At 64.9% G+C, this 16,146-nt stretch carries 13 protein-coding genes; 4 read left to right on the top strand and 9 right to left on the bottom strand.

The features are described from left to right. Nucleotides 1–61 precede the first annotated feature (61 nt). From AC0IZJ_RS08880 to AC0IZJ_RS08865, 4 genes are all read right to left on the bottom strand, one after another. Nucleotides 62–427 (bottom strand): hypothetical protein, encoded by a 366-nt coding sequence (locus AC0IZJ_RS08880; RefSeq protein ID WP_471848724.1) that lies wholly within the window; start codon nt 425–427, stop codon nt 62–64. A 394-nt stretch (nt 428–821) separates the two neighbouring features. Next, a complete protein-coding gene (locus tag AC0IZJ_RS08875) occupies nt 822–1,190 on the bottom strand; it encodes a hypothetical protein (protein WP_471848722.1) in 369 nt (122 codons plus the stop codon). 83 nt (nt 1,191–1,273) lie between these two features. Further along, nucleotides 1,274–1,588 (bottom strand): hypothetical protein, encoded by a 315-nt coding sequence (locus AC0IZJ_RS08870; RefSeq protein WP_471848720.1) that lies wholly within the window; start codon nt 1,586–1,588, stop codon nt 1,274–1,276. 54 nt (nt 1,589–1,642) lie between these two features. After that, complete coding sequence (locus tag AC0IZJ_RS08865) at nt 1,643–2,071, bottom strand: DUF695 domain-containing protein (RefSeq protein WP_471848718.1); 429 nt, start codon at nt 2,069–2,071, stop codon at nt 1,643–1,645. A 314-nt stretch (nt 2,072–2,385) separates the two neighbouring features. On the opposite strand from AC0IZJ_RS08865, the gene AC0IZJ_RS08860 reads away from it, so the two are divergent. After that, on the top strand, nt 2,386–3,357 hold the full coding sequence (locus AC0IZJ_RS08860; RefSeq protein WP_471848716.1) for an integron integrase: 972 nt from the start codon (nt 2,386–2,388) through the stop codon (nt 3,355–3,357). A 157-nt stretch (nt 3,358–3,514) separates the two neighbouring features. Beyond that, nucleotides 3,515–3,781 (top strand): hypothetical protein, encoded by a 267-nt coding sequence (locus tag AC0IZJ_RS08855; protein WP_471848714.1) that lies wholly within the window; start codon nt 3,515–3,517, stop codon nt 3,779–3,781. 550 nt (nt 3,782–4,331) lie between these two features. Here the strand turns inward: AC0IZJ_RS08855 and AC0IZJ_RS08850 are convergent. Then, on the bottom strand, nt 4,332–8,972 hold the full coding sequence (locus tag AC0IZJ_RS08850) for a beta strand repeat-containing protein (protein ID WP_471848713.1): 4,641 nt from the start codon (nt 8,970–8,972) through the stop codon (nt 4,332–4,334). 283 nt (nt 8,973–9,255) lie between these two features. On the opposite strand from AC0IZJ_RS08850, the gene AC0IZJ_RS08845 reads away from it, so the two are divergent. Continuing rightward, entirely contained in the window at nt 9,256–11,832 is a 2,577-nt protein-coding gene (locus AC0IZJ_RS08845; protein ID WP_471848711.1) for an ATP-binding protein, read from the top strand. 278 nt (nt 11,833–12,110) lie between these two features. Here AC0IZJ_RS08845 and AC0IZJ_RS08840 read toward each other — a convergent pair whose 3' ends face one another. Continuing rightward, on the bottom strand, nt 12,111–12,839 hold the full coding sequence (locus tag AC0IZJ_RS08840; protein ID WP_471848709.1) for a class I SAM-dependent methyltransferase: 729 nt from the start codon (nt 12,837–12,839) through the stop codon (nt 12,111–12,113). A gap of 489 nt (nt 12,840–13,328) precedes the next feature. Here AC0IZJ_RS08840 and AC0IZJ_RS08835 point away from each other — a divergent pair, with 489 nt between their 5' ends. Beyond that, nucleotides 13,329–13,679, top strand: coding sequence for an H-NS histone family protein (locus tag AC0IZJ_RS08835; protein ID WP_471848707.1), 351 nt, complete (start codon nt 13,329–13,331; stop codon nt 13,677–13,679). Nucleotides 13,680–13,965: 286 nt separating this feature from the next. On the opposite strand, the gene AC0IZJ_RS08830 is transcribed toward AC0IZJ_RS08835, so the two are convergent. From AC0IZJ_RS08830 to AC0IZJ_RS08820, 3 genes are read right to left on the bottom strand one after another with little or no spacing between them, the layout of a single operon-like run. After that, nucleotides 13,966–14,499 carry a hypothetical protein gene (locus AC0IZJ_RS08830; protein ID WP_471848705.1) on the bottom strand — a complete coding sequence of 178 codons (534 nt, stop codon included), beginning with the start codon at nt 14,497–14,499 and terminating at the stop codon, nt 13,966–13,968. A 29-nt stretch (nt 14,500–14,528) separates the two neighbouring features. Beyond that, a complete protein-coding gene (locus AC0IZJ_RS08825) occupies nt 14,529–14,732 on the bottom strand; it encodes a hypothetical protein (RefSeq protein WP_471848703.1) in 204 nt (67 codons plus the stop codon). Nucleotides 14,733–14,743: 11 nt separating this feature from the next. Continuing rightward, nucleotides 14,744–15,988, bottom strand: a complete 1,245-nt coding sequence (locus AC0IZJ_RS08820; protein WP_471848701.1) for a hypothetical protein — start codon at nt 15,986–15,988, stop codon at nt 14,744–14,746. Nucleotides 15,989–16,146 lie beyond the last annotated feature (158 nt).

Genomic DNA, 16,146 nt, shown 5'->3' with positions numbered 1-16,146 from the left:
TAATGCCACGCTTTTGATGTAACGAAGCAATTTCGGCTTGAATGAATTGTTAGGCCTCAGCCTAGCTCGAATCTTGAGGGAAGCCAATGAGAAAAAGCGACCCGAAGAAAAGAGCGACGGTGACAACTGCGGCCCAATAAGTCACAACCACGGGAAGACGATGCTGCTCGCAGAAGGCGACGCCAGCCGGGTCCGAGCTGGCGCGGTACTGACGTGACTGCAAATACCGAATTGTTCCCCATGCACTGATGAGGTCCATGTCAGTCCAGAGGGTCCGCTGGCCTGAGTGGTCCCATTGGATCGGGTGTCTTCTCTTGAGCCCGCGAAGGAAAAGATAGCTGGTCAGGCTCTCTGCACACAGGGACAACAAGAAGCATCCCATCGCGATGATAGTTGGATGGAAGAGCGCCTGCGGAAGTGCGTCCATGAGGCCTAACGTTGAAGTTGAGCCGCGAGCGGCGGCTTGCCGACGCGAGTCGGCTCGAGCGAGAGGTTAGACGTCTTGTTCACTCCACTACCTCAATCTCCGAGTCATACAAATCGGCTCCCCACTTAATCTCTCCTGCCGAATCAACGCAGTAAACGACTCCGCCAGGCTTCCCATCTGGAAATGTAAAGCCGTGATCGAGCGAAACAATGTCGCCGACCGCTGGCTTACTGCCGTCGCCACATGAGCTGTCTACGCGATCAGCTGGCGGTACTGCGAGGAGACGCGCTTTTCGCATAGACGGCTAACCGTGAAAGTAACCGGCACCGGAGCGCCAGCGAAGGGAGCCAAACTGCGCAGCAGTTTGGTGTCCGGTTGCATGCCAGGTTAGAGGTCACCACGGCCAATTGCTGATCTTGCATTGCACCTCTCCAGAGAGCCAACGAGAAAATACTTCAGCTTGTTCCTTTTGTTCGGCACCGATTGTCAGCCGAGTTTTTTCTCGTGAGCGCCAAAACGATTTCTTGAATAGGCGCAGAAGTAGCTGCCAAGCGTCATTGGCGCGGTAGTAGATGGTGACGACTTCGCCAGCCTCGGAAACGAAGATATACGTTCCCAGACTTTCACCGTCGCCATCGTTAAGCAATGGATACCCAAATCGTTTGAATAGATCGTTGGGGGCCATTTCAGCGATTAACTGTGGCCCAGTCATTCCCCAGAAAGCGGAGAGATCGATCTTGTATTCCGCAGAGCGGGTGGCCATGTGCGTTTGTGATCTCTAACGTTCGCGCTCAGCGGGCGGCGAAGCCGTCCGCTGCAGCAAAAGGTTATGCGTCGAGGCTGCGGTCAAAGCTTTCGCCCTCTCAAATGCGGCCGAGCGCCCTGCAAGAACTTCCGGAACACCACGATTGCGATGAGGACGACCAAGATCGCGCCATAGATCAGCCCATATTCAAGCGCTGCACCGAGTTGCTCGCTCACGCTTGGCGAATAGCTCTTGCCGAGAAGCTTGCCCCCGGTGCATGACGCGGATGCCAGATCGTATGTCGCCATGTAGCCGGCGCAAACATCGGCCCCTCCAAGCCACCACGTGCCTACGACGAACGCAAGCAGGCCGCACGCAGCCACGCCATAAACACGCGCGGACCTATTGGTCTTCATGAGGCATAACGTTTGAATTGTGGGGCGGCGAAGCCGTCCCACACGAATGATTGGTTAGCCATGCTCCGCGCACTCCCTGAGCCACATCTTGTAGTTTGACCACTCTGGGTCCGGGCGGCTCTCGAACTCCAGCCGATAGCTGCCATGCAGTGATTGCAAACTCGGAAGCACCCTCTGAAGTTCGGCATTCCTACCAAAGTAGACGTAGTACTCCCTTAGCCCCGGCGTCTCAAGCCGGCGGACATACACGGCCCATCCATTTCCGAAGCCGCCGCATAGACTGATGAGGTCGCGCTCAATCGCATCAAGGGTGGGCTGCTCTGACCGCAGCCACCATCTGCCGCCAGGCGGTTGTTTAGAGTAGACGCCGAACCAAGCGACGTTAGGAAGTTTGTCCGATGGAATGGCTTCAGCGAATTGCGTGTCCAACAGGGCACTCGCCGTTTTCCCGTTCGCGTCGAACTGGCAGTGGGTCCAGGGCATGGCTAACTACTAGTTTATCCAGCACACCGTGCCGGTTAACTCCGGGCGCTGCTGCTTAACCAAGCGCGCTACGGGCTCAGAAGCTGTTGTCGGCATTGAGAAATCTCCTGTTGACTGTTGTTTTATACAGCATTAAATTCATGCGCAAACCGGCACCCACGTCCGGGACTCTGCCAGCCGTGTGACGGCGAGGCAATCGTGGGTTTTCACCCCACCGAGCGAGGCCCGCCATGTCGAGTTCTGTCGTTGACCTGAGCCAGCGCCGGGGCGAGCTACGGCCGCCCCTGGCGGGAGGGCTACCTCCGCTGCGTGCGGTGCGCCTTTTGGACCAGCTGCGCGAGCGCATCCGCTACCTGCACTACAGCCGCAGCACAGAGGACATCTACGTCTACTGGTGCCGGGCGTTCATCCGGTTCCATCGGTTGCGGCATCCGCGCGAGATGGGCGGTACCGAGGTTGAGGCGTTCCTGACCTGGTTGGCGGACGAGCGGCAAGTCGCCAGCGCGACGCACAAGCAGGCCTTGTCGGCACTGCTGTTTCTGTACACGAAGGTGCTGGAGGTCAACCTGCCGTGGATCAATCAGATCGAACGCCCACGCGTGCGCCGGAGGCTGCCCGTGGTACTGAGTCGCGACGAGGTGTCGGCGGTGCTGGGCGGCATGGCCGAAAAGCTGGGCCTGCTGGCGCGGCTCCTCTACGGAACGGGAATGCGCATCAATGAAGCCTTGCAGCTGCGGGTCAAGGATGTGGACTTCGCCCATCAGGCGGTGATCGTGCGCGCTGGCAAGGGCGGTAAGGATCGCGTCCTGATGCTGCCCCAGGCCCTGGCTCAGCCGCTACGAGAGCAGCTCGCACGCTCTCGCAAAGTCTGGGCGGAGGACGTGGCTGCGGCAACGGCAGGGGTCGAGATGCCACATGCCTTGGAGCGGAAGTACCCGCGCGCCGGCGCGTCGTGGGCATGGTTCTGGTTGTTTCCTCAAGACCACCACTCGACCGACCCGCGCAGCGGCGTTGTACGGCGGCATCATCTGTACGACCAGACCTTCCAGCGCGCCTTCAAACGCGCAGTCCGGGCCGCGCAGATCGACAAACCGGCCACGCCTCACACGTTGCGTCACTGTTTCGCGACCCATCTCCTCCAGGCGGGCAGTGATATTCGGACGGTGCAGGACTTGCTCGGCCACGCCGACGTAGCCACCACCATGATTTATACCCATGTGCTCAAGGTCGGCGGCGGGGCGGTGCGAAGTCCGCTGGACACACTGCCAGTCACCGGGGCGCTTTGAAGCGGACATTCGTGAGCTTCCGCTTCGGGCACATAGCGGGCGTAAGGACACCTACTTCGAACCTCCGCGAATCGCTGCGGAGCAGTCGGTCGAAAGGCACCAGCCACCTCGGGCCACCAGTTCGAAACTTTGACATCGGAGGTTGCGTCCTTCGGATGTGTCGTTTCGATACTTTGACAGCGAGAAGACGCTCTTCATCGCCATCGCGACCGTCACGGCCGCTGCCGCCACCGGCCTGGGCCTGGCCAACTTCACCGCAGCCCCTGCGGCCGAGGCCGTGAAACTGGAGCGCGTGGTCGTGGTCGGCAAGCGCGCGGACACGGTGGTGATTGCCAAGTTGCCCCGCGTCGTCATCGAAGGTCGCCGCGCGGTAGCGACCGACGTAACAGTGGCTTCGGCGCAGACGGCCATCCCGATCGCCTAAGTTCCTGTCGCTGTCAGGCATCCACCCGCCGCTGGCGGGTTTTCTTTTGCCGCGAAGCGGTAACGCGTCCCGGGCAACGGGCATGGCGGGTGATCGGCGCGGCGATCTGGCCAGCAGAGCGCGAAGCGCGTCTCATCAATACCGGCCGGGTCGCCGAGCGGCTCGTTCACGCGAGCGTGAAGGAATGAAGCCGCAATCGCCGGTCACGGGAGGGGCGAACCTACTGATCCTGTGGGATTGCGCAGTAGCCAGCGGCAGCCTCACGGCGCAGTAGTTCACGTCAGCGCCGGAAGCCACCCGCGAAAGGAATGGGTAGGGTCGCGCAGCAGTCAGCGCACCGCATGGATGAGCGCCAAACCCGAACCCGGCAGAGGCTCGTCGGGACGCAGCCCGCGGCTCGCACGTTGGAGCAAGAACATCCGGCTAAGCATGCGGCCGGTGATGCGGTACATTGGCCCTGGGTTTCGGCCCCCTGCTTTACCTCCCTGAGCAGGCGCCTGTCGTGACAGCGACGGCGGTTTGGCCCCGGCTCTAACCGGGGTTTTCTTTTTTAAGCCTGCGAAGCGCGCCTCGAATTCTCGGATCGTTGGACTGATGCCTTGGGCTTGCGCCTACGCGAGACAAGCGAAAGCACCCCCAGGCCACTCAACAACATCAACCACTCGCCCGGCTCCGGCACCGGCGCTGCCGTGAACGCGGCTCCGGTGTCGGGGCTGAAGCTGAAGTTCGTCACCGTGTAGGCGTCGGCGCTGGCGCTGAAGCTCACACCGGCGAACTCGCCGCTGGCGAGCCCGCCCGTGGACCCCTGCACCTGCAGGAACTGGTCAATGCCGAAGTGCCCGCTGGCCTGGAAGGCAGTGGGGTCGGTGTTGCCGAGGAAGTGGAAGGTGATTGCCAAGCCAGCCAGTTCAATCTCGCTGTCTGTCGCGAAGACCAGATGGTCGGTCTTGAACCCGCCGGCGCCGTCGGACTCAATCTCAAGGACCAGACGGCCGCCGGCCAGATTGGTGAACGAGCCGTCGATCACCAGGGTGCCCGGTGAGTTGCCGGGACTGAAGACGCCGCGGTTGATGATGTTGCCAACCAGGGTGCCATTGCCGCCGACATAGCCGCGGGCGCCGATCTCGATCGTCGCGGCGCTGACCAGGCTGTCGTTGACGATCAGGGTGCCAACACCACCGTCCGCGCCCCGTACCGCGCCCACGCCGATGTAGTCGGCATAAAGGGCGCTCCCGCTGCTGAAAGTGGCCGCGCCGGTGCCCGAGTGCCCGATGAACGCGTGACCCTGACCGGAGGCCGATGTCACGTCAATACGGGAGCCGTTCGCCACGTTCAGCACGCCGGTGCCCAGCGGGGCGCCGTCGTAGCCGCCTAACTGGAGTGCGGTGGGTGCCACGCCGCTGTTGTGGATCTGTAGCTGCGCGCCGTGGTCTAGCGTCAGCACGCCGACGCTGCCGAGCCCGGCGCCGACCGACAAGCTAGCGCCCAACGGCGCGGCCGTGCCCTGCCACTCGCCGTTGAGTCTGAGCGTAGCGTTGTCCACACGGGTCGTGCCGGTGGCGCCCAGGTCGGCAATGCCCATCAAGGTGGTCTGCACCAGCGCGCCGTCGCGGATGTTGAGCTGGCCCGTTCCCCAGCTGTTGGCGCCGACAGTGATGAAGGCGTTGGTGCCCGTCACGGACAGGCTCGAGCCCGGCCCGGTGACATTGACGGTGCCGTTGCCGGCCTGCAGGTTGCCGTTGCCAATGGTCAGATCAGTCGTGCGGAAGAAGTTCGCCTGCGAGGGTAGATCGCCCTGCACCCGCATCTGAGCGCCACCGCTAACGTTGAGCAGGCCATCGGCGTTTCGGCCAACGACGACGCTCGGGTTGTACAGGCTGCCGGCCGCGTGGCCGGTCTGATGCAGGGTGATTGCGCTGCCGGCACCGCTGAGGTTGACCACACCCTGACCGCGCATGCTGCTGGTGCCGATGCCGACGTGAAGGAAGGCCGCAGTGGCCGTCGGGTCGGTGCTCAAGGTCGCGCCATTGTTGACGGTCAGCGTGCCGATGCCGTCGCGCGAACCGATGGTCGTGAAGCTGTAGCCGGTCAGGCGGCCCGCCGTGCCCGCGCCATCAAAACTCACGCGACCCTGGCCGTTGTTGCCGACATTGAGCGTGCCCGCACCAGTGAACTGCGCGCCGCCATTGAAAGTCAAGCTGCCATTACCGCCGTTGCTGCCGACCGTCAGCACGCTGAGCGTGTCAGAGCTGATGGCCAGGGCCGAGCCCGCCCCTGTGACGCTGACGTTCGCGACGCCGGGAGCGGTGGCGATGTTGACGAAGCTGCGCGCGCCCGTTGGTGCATTCACCTCCAGGCGCCCGCCGCCGCTGATCGCCATGCTGACCACGGCTTTGCCGCGTGCGCTTGGCGTGATCAAGGAGAAGATCGCATCGCCCGTCGCAGGCTCAGCGCCGTTCACGGCCCAGACCGAGCCCGCGCCGCGAATGGCGAGGCTTGAGAAGCTCGACTCGCTGCCGAAGGCAGCCCCACTGTCGCTGCCGCCCAGGCCGACAGCCACGCGGCTGGTTTCCAGTCGGCCGCCATCGAGCACCTTGACGCTGGCAAAGGTATCGCCTCCGGCCACGCCCTCGTCGTAGCCGTCCAGCGCCTGCGTGGCGACCCAGGTACGGGCGACCTGGAACACGCTGTTGAAGCTGGCGCGCGAGCCGGCGCCGGTGACGGTAAAATTGGCGGTCGAGCCCGCGGTCGCACCGATCAGTGCGCCGCACCAGGCGGTGCTGGGGCACGCGGCCGCATTCGATGCGGCGTCCAGCAGACCGCCGGCGGCCACGGTCAGCTCGCCGTTGCCGAGATACAGGCGGTGATAGTCGACGCCGCTCAGGGCGATCGTCGAGGCCTGGCCCTGACCGTCCTTGGCGGTGACCAGCGCGCCGGCGAACTGCCCCCCGTTGCCGCGACCGATCTCCAGCAGCGGCGCCTCAATGCGCCCGCCGGCACTGACCACGGCCCAGCCCTGACCGCCGCGGCCGACGTGCAGGCCGTTGAAGTTGTCAATGATCGGCTGCGCGATCAGTAGGCGCGAGCCGGCGCCGTCGACCATCAGCGTGCCGCTGCCGCCAAGCTCTCCGACCGTCACGCTGCCGACGCCCGTGACCCGGCTGCCGCTCAGCACACTCAGCTCGCCACTGCTGCCGGCATTCATCCCGAGGGTGAGCCAGCTGCGCTGCAACGGCTGCAGGTCCAGCGCCGCACCTTTGCTCAGCACGAGTGTGCCTCGGGCATCGTTGGCGCCGGAGAAGCCGATGCCCACGCCGATGAACTCGCCGCTCATCTCCACGCGCGAGCTCACGCCGTCCACCAGCATCGTGCTGCCACCCTTGGCGCCCAGCACCAGTCCGGCGCTGCGGCCGGCCGGCGCGCTGATGTTGAGGAGACCGCCCTGGTCGACGCGCCATAGCGACTGACCTGCGGCCCCGTCGTCGCCCACACGCGCCTCTCCACCTTCGAGCTCGCTTCCGAGCACATTCCAGACCGAGCCGGCACCCCGCACGGTCAGGTTAGAGAAGCTTCGCTCATTGCCGTTATTCGAGGGCGACAACCAACCACCCACGCCCACCCGCTGCGTGTTCAGCACTGCACCGTCGAGCACCTCGACGGAGGCCCGGGTCGTGCCGCCCGGCGTGCCGAAGGTGACGCCATCGCGGGCTTGCGTCGCGATGCCAACGCCGCCCACGTTGAAGCTGCCGAGGAAGCTCGCCGTCGAGCCGGTGCCGGCGACCGTGAGGCGGGCCGTGCTGCCCGCGCCGTTGCCGATCATCGTGCCGCACCAGCGGTTGGCGCAGGCCTCGGCTCGTTGGGTGGCATCCACCACCGCGCCGTCTGAGATGACCAGCGTGCCCTCGCCCCACTCACCGACCGAGAGGCGGTGCCCATCGACCGCGGTGAGGCCGATCACCGACGCCGGCCCGGTCAGATGCACGACGCCCCGTCCATTGCCGCCGCTGCCGATGTTCAGCGTAGCGGTCGAGACGATGCCGCCGCCAGTGACGTTCAGGTGGCCGATGCCGCTGTCTCCCACACGCATGCGGTGCCCTTCCGCCATTTGCACGAAGGGGCGTGCGTGGCCGCTTTTGCCGACCACATTGAGCGTGCCGGTACCGCCGTTCAGCCCGATCACCATGTCGCGGCCGCCCTGGATATTGCCGGCCTCGATCAGGTTCACTGTGGCGGTACCGCCGTTGGCGATGCGGATGAAGCCGCGCTGGGCATCGCCAGTCATCACGAAGTCCGTGGCACGGATCGACACGTTCGCCGTGCCTCCGAGCCCGAAGCTGGCGCCGAACTCGCGGCCGGCCTGCCCCTCGATGCGCAGCCGCCCCCCGTGCCAGAGTTCCAGCGTGGCGGTGCTGCGCTCACCGTAAGCCATATTGAAATAGGCGTCGCCCTGGTCGTAGCTGCCGCCGGTGATGCGCCATGTCGAGCCCGACCCCTCCACCCGCCCAATCGCAATGCTTTGTTCAGTGCCCAGGGCCAGGTAGCTCTTGTTAATCGTGCCGAGCGTGGCGTTGTCCGTCACCAGTTCCCCACCGGTGAGCACATTGACTCGACCTGTGGTCGTCCCGCCGGGAACGCCGAAGCCCGAGTCCACATGGACGCCGCCCACCCAGAAATTGCCGAGCAGGCTGGCATAACCACCCGACTTGATGGTGAACGTGGCGTCGGACCCCGCGGAATTGCCAACGACGGCATAGCAGCCGTGCCCACCCGTCACGCAGGCAAGAGGGTCGGCGCGGCCGTTGAGCGTCCCTCCGATGATCTCCATTGTTGCGCGCGCCATGTTGTGGCCGATCTCCAGCCGGCTGCCGGCGCCGTGCAGGCTCATGCCGGCGCGCAGGCCCACATAAGCCTCCGCCTGATTGCCCAGATTCAGCCCCGCCAATCTGACAAATGAGTGTTCTGTCACCACCAAGCTTCCCGTCAGGATCTGGCCGACGGTGAGCCTGACGTTGGGAAGATTGATGTAGTCCAGGGCGAGAACCCCCGAATCATGCGGATCGGTCCACCAGTGACCATTCAAGGCAATTGCGCCATGGCCGGCGGGGCTCGCCAGCGTCAGCAAGGCGGCGGTCACTGCTGCGGCCATCCGGGTAAGGGTCAGGCCGTGCCTGGTGGTGAAAATCTGGTGCACAGACGCTCCTGCTCTTTGGAAGTAATGAATCGACGGCGGCCATTGGCTGCGGTTTGTTGGGAGACACTCGCCGGCGGGGGGATAAGGCAAGTGCATCGGTCCCCCGCTTCTGAACGCTCTGCACACGACTGAAGCCGGCGTTGTGAGCGACCTGATGTCAAGCTCTACCGCCCCTCCCGAGGAGCTTGCCGACCATCACAGGCAACGTCTTAAAAAGTTCTAAATCCCAGACCCTCCAACCGGGGGTGACTCCATCAGATCGACTTGCGTAGCGAACCCCGCGATGAAGCCAAGCCGCGTGCCATACCGTTTTGGCAACTTCGAACTCCTTCCTGAAGATCGCTTGTTGCTTCGAGACGGGCATCCGGTGAAGCTCGGCAGCCGGGCCTTCGACTTGTTATGTGTGCTGGTCCAGCACCGTGACCGGGTGGTGTCCAAGGCCGAGCTGCTGGATGCCGTCTGGCCCGATACCGAAGTGGAAGAGGCCAACCTGCCGGTGCAGGTCCTGGCCCTCAGGCAAGCCTTGGGCAGGGAGGCGATCGCCACCGTCCCCGGCCGCGGCTACGGCTTCGTCTGGCCGGTTGCCGGTCGCGAACCGCTCGCCGAGAAAGCGCGCAACACCGTGGCCCTAGCGAACCACGCCAGCCGGCTGACCAACCTGCCAGCCATCCTCGAGCCGCTGATCGGTCGTGGCGGCGAGCGCGCGACGCTCGGGCGGATGGTGGCCGCACACCGGCTTGTCACGCTGCTTGGCAGTGCGGGTGTCGGAAAGAGCCGCTTGTCCCAGGCTGTTGCGTTCGATCTGCGCGAGCACTATGCGGACGGCGTTTGGTGGATCGAACTGGCTCCGCTGTCCGACGCTCGCCGGGTGCCTCACGCCGTGGCCCGGGTGTTGCACCTGACGTTGACAAGCGCGGAGGACGCATCGCTCGCGGTGGCCGCTCTGCTGCGAGACAGCCAGGCGCTGGTGGTCCTGGACAACGCTGAGCATGTACTGGCCGGCGTGCGCGGCTTCGTCACGGCGCTCAGCCAGCGCGCCCCGCGGGTTCACGTGCTGGTCACCAGCCAGGCGGGCCTGCATCTGCCGAACGAGCAACGCCAGCCCCTCACGCCGATGGCGGTGCCCGACGATCTCAGCTTTGCATCCTGTCGTAGAAGCGAAGCTGTCACGCTATTCGAAGCCCGGGCTCAGGCGGCTCATCCCGCTTTCACGCTCGACAGCACGACGGCGGCGGCCGTGGCAGACATATGCCGCCGGTTGGACGGCATCCCCTTGGCGATCGAACTGGCTGCGGCACGGTTGCCGCTCCTGGGCCTCGACGGCCTTCGGCACCGGCTGGACGAACGTTTTCAGCTGCTGACTGCGGGCAGCGCCGTGGCGATGCCGCGCCATCAGACGCTGCGTGCCGCGCTGACCTGGAGCTTTGACCTGCTTCCCCCTCAGGCTCAGCGGGTGTTCCGCCGGCTGGGCGTCTTCGCCGGCGGCTGCACGCTCGAGGCTGCGCAGCAGGTGGCCGGTGATCCAAAGCTTGGCCCGTGGGACGTGGTCGAACACCTCGCCACCTTGGTTGATCGCTCGCTCGTTCAGGCTGAGGGCGGCGTGGCGCCGCGATATCGCCTGCTTGAGACGGCGCGGCTGTTCGCGCTGGAGCAACTGCGAGCTGCCGATGAACTCGAACAGCTGCGCGAGCGACATGCCAGGGCCCTGGATGCCCTGCTGACCGTGCGCAAGGAAGACGATCGGTTGTGGCGCACTCCGCCGGCATCCAGCGAGGTCCTTGTCGCCGAGCTGGAAAACTCACGTGTGGCCATGAGATGGGCGCGGAGCTTCGCCGATGCCGACTTGGCGCTCAGCCTCGCCGTTGGCACAAGCCATGTGTTCTTGAACGCAGACTTGAATGCTGAGTACATAGAGGAAGCGTTGCCCTTGCGTGACCGGGTGCGCGCCGACACGTCGCCACCTCTCGCCGGACGGTTCTGGTCGCGCATCGCCTTCGCCGCAGGTCGCAACGGGCACCCAGTGGGACTGGAGGCGGGTCGGAACGCGATTGCCGTCTGGCGACGGCTCGACGAGCATGGTTGGCTGTATGACGCGCTGACCTGGACCATCGCCATCGGTGCACGCAACGGCCAGGTGGCAGAGACCGCTCCTCTCATAGAGGAAGGTGAACTCATCGAGCACCCTGACTGGCCACCGGCGCTGCGTTCCAGCTTTTGTTGGGCAAAGCATCGCTGGTGGCAGCTACAGGGGCGCCCCGCAGAGGCCCTCGCCTGCGCACGTGCGCAGGCGGAATTGCTGGCGCAGACCGGCAGTTGGGTCATGCATGTCGCCTGGGGTGCCAACGTCGCCGACTGCGAACTGTCGCTCGGCCGCCCTTTTGAAGCCGAGGCCCATGCGCGCGCCGCCTTAGAAGCGCTCGATGCCCTTCGGATTGACCAGAACATCGTTGGCCACGTGATGGATGCCCTGGTGGTGGCGTTGGTCGAGCTGAACAGAGGCGACGAAGCCCTGCCCGTGGCCCGCCGCGCAAGACGCCTGCTCGCCCGCGAGGGTGACGAACTGCGCTTGCTGGAGCCACTGGCTGCGGCAGCGGGCGCCCGGGGCAACTGGGAAGCGGCCGCGCAGCTCATCGGTCATGCGGATGCCGGAGTGGCCAAGCGCGGCGAGCAGCGATGGCCATCGGCCGTCAAGCGCCGCAATCACCTTCAGAGCCGGTTGGAGCAGGTCTTCCCGGCGGCAAGGTTGCGGGAACTGATGCGCGCCGGCGCTGCGATGGGGCGCGACAACGCCTTCGAGCTGGCATTTGACGATGAGCCAACTCAACAAGTTGGAAATAACGAACCTTGGAAGACGTTTTGACGCCAACTTCAGCGCGACTGCTGCGCACCGGGAAGGCCGCAGGACCGCTTCCAGCCCTTCAGCGTCGGGCGATCTCGCGAGATGAGCGACTGCAATGGGCACATTGCTGACTTCCGCATCCCTTCCGCCTGCGGCTCCGACGGGTCAAGAGCGCCAGGCGACGGCCCGAGACAACAGACCTTCGGACGGCCTCGCGTCAGACCCAACCTTGGCGCACAGGGTGGCGCCGATCAGGTCGCGCCAGCGTGGCAGTTTTGCTCGCTTCGAATGCATGCGCTTCAGCCGCGCTTGCGGAACACCACAATGTGCTGCCAGGGCAGCGTCTGCACGGTGCGTTCCCACACAAGTGGATGCACAGCGGCTTCGCGCTTTATCTGGGCCTCGCTCATCTTGTGCAGCTTCTTGATCGGAACCTGCGGGTCCTCGGCCCGGTACTCAACGAAGACCAACTGACCGCCCGGCTTCAGGGCAAGCACGACGCTGGTCAGCAACTCGTAGGGCAGCGCCAGCTCGTGATAGACGTCAACCATGATGGCCAGGTCCACCGAGGAGGCTGGCAACTTGACATCGCCTTCGGCACCGAGCACTGGCTGGATCTGCGTCAGCCCGCTCAGTCGTACCGCGGTCTGCAGCAGCGCCACCATTTCCGGCTGTACGTCGACCGCCAGGACTTTGCCGCCCGGCATCACGGCCGGCGCCATGCGTCTTGCCAGATAGCCGGTGCCAGCGCCGATGTCAGCCACGACCATCTCGGGCTTCAAGGCCAGCGCCTTCACGAGTAGGTCGGTGCGTTCCTCGCGTTCGCGCTCTTCGCGTTCGAGCCAGGCCGCACCTTGCCAACCCATCACGGCGGCTATTTCTCGCCCCATGTAGCGCTTGCCAATGCCATCGGCGCTGATGGGCACGATGCTGTAGCGCGGACCGGCTTTTTCGGTATCGGCACGCACCGGCTGAGGGATGGCGAGCATCCCGGCAACGAGGCCGGCGACGAACAACTTCAAGACCATGCGAACCATCGTCATCCCCAGTGGGCGGCAGCGCCGCACGTGCTGAACCTTGCCACAGAACGGCACCATGAAGCCAGGTCAGGCAGCCGCGGGCAGTGCCCCGTCGAGCCGAGCAAGAGCAATCTTTCAACCTGACCGTGACGATGGCCAGCGTTGAGCGATGACGTTCTCATCCAGGTATGCCCAACGTTTCCGACAACGTCTGCAATGCCCTGAACCCGGTTGCTGGCGGCGAGTTCCGCTGCTGGCTCGAGCGAATGCAATGTGTTCGAGACCGGGAGTTCGGCCGGCTCCCGCGATGGACCGCAAATGCTGCAACTCCGTCGTCAACTTCAGGCGGCTGATTGCCGACCTTCTGTCTAGGCGCGCTGCGACCGCAAGTGTCCGGCATGCATTTCAAGCTCGGTACGAACGAGCACGACGCGGCTAAAGTGCACGCCAGGGAAAAGTCGCGACAGACGGCCACATCAAGTCAATACGGAGAACTGAATGACCAAATCCTTGCAGCAGGTGCTGAAACAAATCCAGAAGCTGGAGAAGGAAGCGAAGGCCCTGCGCGACAAAGAGAAGATTGGTGTCGTCGCTCGCATCCGCGAAGCTGTCGCCCACTACGAGATCACTCCAGCAGAACTCTTTAGCGCTGCAACTCCTGCCAAAACTCGCAAGGCCCGAACCGCCGCGACAGGAAAGCCTACCAAGCCCGCCACCAAAACCAAGTCTGTGGCCAAGTACACGGACGGCACCGGCCGCACTTGGAGTGGCGTCGGCAAGCGCCCGAATTGGTTCAAGGATGCTCTGGCTGCGGGGAAAGCTGCAGAAGACCTGCTCATTAAGGCCTGAACTCGAAGAACCCGTTCAGGACCCAACGGCGGTGCCGGCGCGTTGAGCGCTCGGCATTGCCTGCCCATCCCGACGTCGATGTCCCCATCGCCTTGGCCAAGTAGCGAGAAGGCCGGAGCCCGATCAAGGGGCTTCCTGCCAAGTCGGGCGAAGCGCAAGCGGGCGCGAGACAGATCGCGCCGCGGACGCTCGATGAGCGGTTCAGCGAGTGGGTTGCGTTGCCCGTCTGAATGCCCCCTCCACGGCAGTCATCCCGCGCCGGGATCGGAAACGAGTTCGCTCCGCTTCACGCCGCGCGAGACACCGCCCACCTTTCGTACTTCCTCGACAACCTGAAGTACTCGACCGCGAGGTGCTGGAGCGTGGCCACCTCCTGCTCGAGTTCATCAATCGTCATCACGGTTGGCGGCACAGCGTCTTCCGGATCCATGTTCCAGTGCAACGGCACGAACTCGATCCGCGGCGGGTTTTCAGCGAAGCTGCGTGGCACACCCCATCGCCCGTGCACATAGTCGTTACGCACGTGCTTGAGGCGATCCGCTTCATCGAACCATTCCTTTAGCTCCACCATCGCGGCAGGCTCCACGTCTGCAAATAGTTCTCTCGTGAGCTCTCGAAGTCTGGTCAGGCGGTGCGCGAACGGGTCTTTTGCTTTCAGTACATCCGTGACGTCCTGGCCAAGGTGTGGCCCCATCCAACTCAACTGCAGGCCCACATTGAAGTCGAGCTGGGCATGCGCGTGGACAAGGCGGCCGAGCAGTCCATAGAACCGCGATGTGAATTCGTCCTCCGGGCGAAGTTTGTACTTCTTCGTCGGCATCGTTGAACCCCCTCCTCTTGATCTCTACGTCAGGGTAGCCGCTTGCGCAGCCCTTCCCGATACAGGACGCCGCCGACCTCGACCAGCACCGCCATATCGTCTTCGGTCAGGTGGTCCTCGGCGAGTCCGATCCAAGCCCCCAGCCGGACCACGGCGTCGTCCAAAGACGCCCGACTCTCCTGCAGGTCGAGCAGCTGCGCCTGAATTTCAAACTGCTGGATCACAGGATGCATCATGGTCAGCTCTAACGCCCGTCAGGGCCGGCATCGGTGGGGTGAGCCCGGCCAAGGTCGCTGCTCACTGGGCCGGCATTCTCCGCCGCCAATTCGAAGCCCGCCAGCCATGCCGCCGTCACTTCCAAGGGCTGCACGCGCATGTCCAAGGCGTCTGCCTGGTCAAGCGCCCACGCCCGCCAGCGCGCAAAGCCCGCTGCTCCTGACGCCGACGAACCGCTGCCCAAATCCGCCACAAACCGCCGAATCTCCTCCGCCCGCCTTGCGCCTGCGATCGCCTTCATGAGCAGCCGGGTTCGCCGCAGTTCCAGCGCGCGCCGTGCCGCCTCGACCCGCTCCCGCTCGAACCGTTGCGCCTCCTCGACCGCGTGCACGGCCCGCGCGCGTGACTCCACCAGATGGCCGTACCGCCAGGCCAGCCAGTCCCGGTATCGCTGCTCCCAGGCCGATATCAACAATACCGTCAGGTCGTGGACGGTGGCGCTGTCCATCCGCTCAAAGACCCGCGCGGGCTTGGCCTTCGGTGTCCGGCTTTCGGGGTCCGAGTCCAGCCAGAACTCCATGGACCGGCGGCGACTCGACGGCGCCCTCGGCTCGCCAGCTTTGGACGGCGGCGCCGGCTCAACGCGAACTTCAAATCTGCTGCTCAGTCCCCCCGCCCCGACCGCCAACACGACTTCGTGCCCACCGCTCGCCGTCACCGTAAAACCGCACCGCGTCCAGGCCCACGCCAGCGTTTCGATCGCCTGGAGCACCGCCTCGCCTGGCGCGCCGCGGTACAGCGGCTGCAGCCAGGAGCGCCAATAGCCCTCGGCCGCGCGGCGTTCGTCCTGGCTCAGCAGCTTCTGAACGACCGGGTGGCGGCCCTCGGCCCGACGCCGTGCCGTCTCGGCACGCGCGAGTTGCGCGTACTGCGCCACGGCCTCCTCCAGCGTTCGACCAAACGCGGGCGCCGGCGGCACCGATTGCGCCAGGTCCGCCGGCTCAAACCCCTCCAGCCCCTCGGCCGCCGCGTCGTGGTCCTCCTGGATGCGCTCGGCCACGGTGTACGTCAGCGGCGGGCGCACGAACTTCGCCTTGGCCTTGCCGCCCACCGCCAGCGCCGCCCAATAGCCACGCGGCGGTGCCGGCACGTTCAGCGCCCTGCACTGCTTGCCGATCCAGACGTCGGAGACGCCCAGCGCCTGGGCCAGCTGGGTGCGCGGACGCGACCAGACCAGCTCGTAGAGCGCGCGACGGGTGAGCGGCAGGTCCATGGCACGGGTCCCGGGTCGTGGCACAGGCCGCCGACCTTAGACGCGCGACGGGCCGGTGCGCCACCCCTCGATTGACAGGCGACGGGTGCCCCTGGCACGCGGTCACCGCGCAACAGGTGTTATGTCAGATGGGGTTCGAGTCCCCCGGGCAGGGCGTG

This window comes from Roseateles sp. AC306, from assembly GCF_979253795.1.
The sequence above is the reverse complement of the archived record's forward strand: the minus strand, read 5'-3'. Positions and strand labels throughout refer to the sequence as shown.